This window comes from Natronomonas sp. (assembly GCF_036625485.1).
Taxonomy (GTDB): Archaea; Halobacteriota; Halobacteria; order Halobacteriales; family Haloarculaceae; genus Natronomonas.
The window spans coordinates 1-4,583 of record NZ_JAZKTR010000171.1; the positions used below are offsets into that span (position 1 = coordinate 1).

At 64.9% G+C, this 4,583-nt stretch carries 3 protein-coding genes; 1 reads left to right on the top strand and 2 read right to left on the bottom strand.

The features are described 5' to 3' along the window. Positions 1 to 421: 421 nt before the first annotated feature. A complete protein-coding gene (gene rnz / locus V5A53_RS12970; RefSeq protein WP_332314041.1) occupies positions 422 to 1,348 on the bottom strand; it encodes a ribonuclease Z in 927 nt (308 codons plus the stop codon). Between the two features lie 115 nt (positions 1,349 to 1,463). On the opposite strand from rnz, the gene V5A53_RS12975 reads away from it, so the two are divergent. Then, positions 1,464 to 3,650, top strand: a complete 2,187-nt coding sequence (locus V5A53_RS12975; protein ID WP_332314042.1) for a hypothetical protein — start codon at positions 1,464 to 1,466, stop codon at positions 3,648 to 3,650. A gap of 637 nt (positions 3,651 to 4,287) precedes the next feature. Here V5A53_RS12975 and V5A53_RS12980 read toward each other — a convergent pair. Beyond that, a partial coding sequence (locus V5A53_RS12980; RefSeq protein ID WP_332314043.1) for an aminotransferase class IV occupies positions 4,288 to 4,583 on the bottom strand: 296 nt, incomplete at its 5' end.

Here is a 4,583-nt window from a genome sequence, read left to right on the forward strand (position 1 = left end):
CCCTCCTTCGCTTCGCTTAGTCGGTCGTCCCTCGCAGGATTTCGTCCGACCGCCGCTCACGGCCGCGTTCGCGGCGGTCGGCCAGCGCGCGCCATTTAAATAACCAAACGGCCGGGAGCGCGTGCGGCCCCTTGGGCCGTCGCGCGACCCGGGGAAGGGCAGGGCTGTGCAGTCCTTGGAGGAATGAAAGGGCGAGGCGCGCGAGACGCGAACGGAGTGAGCGTCTCGGTAGGGCCGAACGGGGAGCGAAGCGACCCGTGAGGCCGTCTGGCGTTTATATAGTCGCTAAGCGGGCACTACGCGAGCGTAGCGAGCGTATCCCGCTTAGCGACCGCCAGCGGGCCGAGGGCTTTCGAGGTGCTTGTGGTCACGCAGTTGCTGAACTCCACTTATAACTAATCGACAGAAGCAGAACCTGCAACTACTCCGGGAACGGAACCTCGATGTCGTCGCCGTCGTCGGGCACGAAAGCACGCTTCCCTTCAAACACTTCACGCGCTTCCCGTTCGATGGGTGAGACGTTGCCAGCGTACCGAGAGGAGACGTGGACGAGCGCCAGTTGTTTCACGCCGGCCTCGTTGGCGAGTTCGGCGGCGCGGGCGGCGGTGGTGTGAGCGGTCTGTCCGGCGCGGCCGGCGTTGTCGGCGGCGAAGGTTGCATCGTGGATCAGCAGGTCGGCGTTCTCGGAGACCTCGATGGTACGGTCCGAGGGGCGTGTGTCGCCTGTGTAGACCAGTCTGCGTCCGGGGCGGGGCTCGCCGACGACCTGTTCGGGTTCGACGACGGTGCCGTCGTCGAGTTCGACGCTTTCGCCGCGGTGGAGTTTCTGGAACTTCGGACCGACGGGAACGCCCAGTTCTTCGGCGTGCTCGCGGTCGAACCGGCCCTTGCGTTTCTCCTCGACGAGTACGTAGCCGACCGACCGGGCGTCGTGGTCGGTCTCGAAGGCACGAATCTCGTAGTCGTCGGCCTCGTAGGCCACGTCGCCGTCGGTGACGGGGTCGATGTGGACGGGAAACGAGGGGTTGGTGCCGGTCGCCGAGATCAGGCGGTCGATGTCGGGCTGGGTACCCACCGGGACGTGAATGGTGATGGGCGCTTCCCGCTCGTTGAAATCCATCGTCTGGAGGAGGCCGGGAATGCCGAGGACGTGATCGCCGTGGAGGTGTGTGACGAAGATTTCGTCGACGGCGAAGCCGGTGCCGAAGCGCATCATCTGCCGTTGGGTCCCCTCGCCGCAGTCGAAGAGGAAGCGGTCGCCCTCCCGGCGAACGAAGACCGAACTCGTGTTCCGCTGGGTGGTCGGCACGGCCCCACCCGTCCCGAGGAAGGTCACACACAGAGACATAGCCGAGGCAAGCGGCGGCGCGGATAAACCCGCTTCGGTGTGCCGTTCGGGTGGTAGCGGTCGGGAGCGGTTGGCCGGCAGGTACTTCTGCTGGCTCCCGCTAACAGGGGTTACGATGACATCGGGCTCCAACGCGTCCCTGAACGCCCGTGCGGACCCTCGCGAGTGGTCCCGACGACGACTGCTCGCGGCCCTCGCTGCGGGCGGCCTCGGCATCGGTGGCGCCGCCGTCGGCGGCCGGATGCTCAGCGACCCCGAGGACGCCGAGACGAGTTCGGTCGACGATGAAGAGTCCCGTGCGCTCGCCGAACAGTTCGCGCCCGAGGTCTACTTCGACCGCTACGAGAAGTGGTTCATGACCGACCCGCGTCCCTACACGACCGACGCGGACGGCCAGACCGTCGTCGACGGGTTCTCGGCACTCAACGACTACACCCGCGCCTTCGAGGAGGAAGGCGAACCCCCCGAACCGGTCGTCTTCTACAACGCCGTCCAGTACGAGGATTCGACGCTGGCGGTCATCCAGTTCTGGATGTACTCGGTGTTCGACCAGTTCACGACCAACTTCCACTGGCACGACTGGGAGGTGCTGCACGTCTTCGTCGACACCGAAACCGAGGAAGCCCAGCTCTACGTCGCCAGCGCCCACAGCCGGAACATTCCGAACAACGAGTTCCTCGACCCCGAGACCTCGCCGTCGATCATCACCGAACTCGGCGCCCACGCCAGCGGCCTCGGCGTCAACGCATCTCCGGACCGCTTCCAGCGGTTCCCGACAAGCGACCTCGGTGCCGATATCACGAACCAACTCATCGAAGGCGTCGAAGAACTCGCCGAGATTCCGCTGGCCTACGGCCTCCCGCGGGACGAGGGCCTGACGCTCGCCTTCGCGATGCCGACCCTCGAGGACCAGCCACTCTACGAGGACGACCGCCTACCCGACGTGAGCGAGGAGTCGTTCGTCTCCGCGGATCTGACGGTGCGGTCCTTCTCGGATCTATCCTCGCCGCCGACGGACTTCCCGACCCGGGAGACGGGGCTGCGGTTCACGCCCGCCGCGAACCCCAGCGACGACGCGGACCAAGAATACCGACTCGAACCCTCGACCGAACTCGAACATATCGACGACGTCACGGGCCCGATGCTTCGCTTCGAGTTCTCGATTCCCGACTTCGCCGAGGACGCCATCGCCGGCCACCTCACCACCTCCGGCGTCCCGTGGGACCAGCCGCGCTACGAGAATCCCGCGGCGGACATCGCGGACCCGAACCACCGGCGGGTGCTGGCGGACCGCTACGATGCTATCGACTACGGCGGCCCGACCACCTCGCTTGCGGGCGCGCTCGGCGAGGCCGTCGAGGACGCCGACGCCCCGGACGGCAACGGCGTGACGACGACGGCCACCAGCACGCTCTCGTTCTGTCTGCTGGAAAGCGACCCGACGGCCGTCCCGAGCGTCGGCGGCGCCGTCGTGATGCAGGACGTCGATCCCGGCGAGCACCGCCTGACGGTCAACGCCCCCGGGACGGCCCCCTACAGCGAACGACTCTCGGTCGACGGGGAAAGCGAGGCGCCCACATCCCTCGGTGCCGACGGCCGGGTCACGCTCGTGGCGAACGAGAACGCCGTCAAGATCGACGGAGATTCCAGCGACGGCCCGGACATCGAGCGGGTGGCCATCGAGGACGACTTCGGCGGCCGCATGTTCGACTTCAAGCCGGATTCGCCCGACCAGTTCGCGGCCTACGTCCACGGCGGCGGCGCCTACACGACCGAAATTAGGGACACCGACGACACCCCCGGCGCCTACCGGGTCAACCCAAGCGGGGAGAAGCGACGAACTATCGAGGACCCCCAGACGGGCAAGGCGTCGCTGGCGTCCTTCGTCGCGAACATCTCGACCGAAACGGCCGGCCAAGCCCCCGAGTTCGCGGGAGACGACGATGACGACACCAGCGACGACGGGGATTCCGACGACGACGATGACGACCTGACCGAAACGCCGACGAACGGCGGTGGCGCGACCGACGACCCGGACGATATCGACGTGAGCGGCCTCGACGGCCTCCAGCGCGCGCTGCAGGCGGTCGCCGAGTCCGCCCAGCGGGCCGCCGAACGCGCCGAACAGTCGGATACGGAGGGCGCCGACCGCGCGCTGGAAGCCGCACGGACGCGACTGGAGAAGGTCGGCGAGGCGCTGGCGAAAAACGACTTCGACGAGACGCTGGATGCGACCGTTCAGAACCGCCTCGAACAGGCGGACCGTAGAATCGAACAAGCGTTGGAAACCGAGAAGGCCTGAAGCAGGCTATCGTTTGAGGACCTCGTAGAACGGTTTGCGAACTGCTCAATTTCGTCTCCGAATCTATCATGTCTACCGTCACTGACGAATCAGTACTCGGCTGAAGTACGACGTGGTTATCCCTGTCCGGAGCGAAGATACGGAAATGACGCCCTCTACTTCCACTACTGAGCGCCAGCCGGCCGACAAGGCGACACTCTATTGCCCTGAATGCGGTCACGATAGTCGCATTAATGGGGATTGGACCATCCACGTACTCGCCGATTCTCTCACCTACGAGTGTCCTAATTGTGAAATGGCGATTGATTCCCGCCGGAATCAAAAAGCATTGACTGCCGGGAGTGGTGGATCGCTTCACTTCGCGGCCGAGAACTGATTCATAAATCGGTAGCCCCCCATTCCGCACTGATTTGCTGGTGGCCGGCTACATCACCTCGATCCTGAGTATCCTGTCGTCGAATGGCTTACTCAGTCCTCTCCATCAACCGAAGCGGGGAGCAATGAGAAGGTACGAGAGCCGTCATATGACTCGTTCTCGATTTATTAATCGATCTACATACAAGCATCCGCCGAGCGGGGTGCTTGAAAAGCGCCCCAAAGCGGGAGCCCCCGCGCTCGCGTGCAAAAAGTGGGCGTTCTAGACGTAGTGGAACCAGTCCTCGTAGCCGCCAAGTTCCCCATTGACGAGGTCGAAGAACTGCTGTTGGATCTCCTCGGTGACGGGGCCGCGGGAGCCGTTGCCGATCTCGGTGTCGTCGACGCTCCGAATCGGCGTCACCTCGGCGGCGGTCCCCGAGAAGAACAGCTCGTCGGCGGTGTAGAGCTGGCCGCGAGAGATTGCCGTGTCATCGTGGACCGTATAGCCCATGTCGCGGGCCAGTTGGATGACGGTATCGCGAGTGATACCGTCGAGGATGGACTCGGAGAGACCTG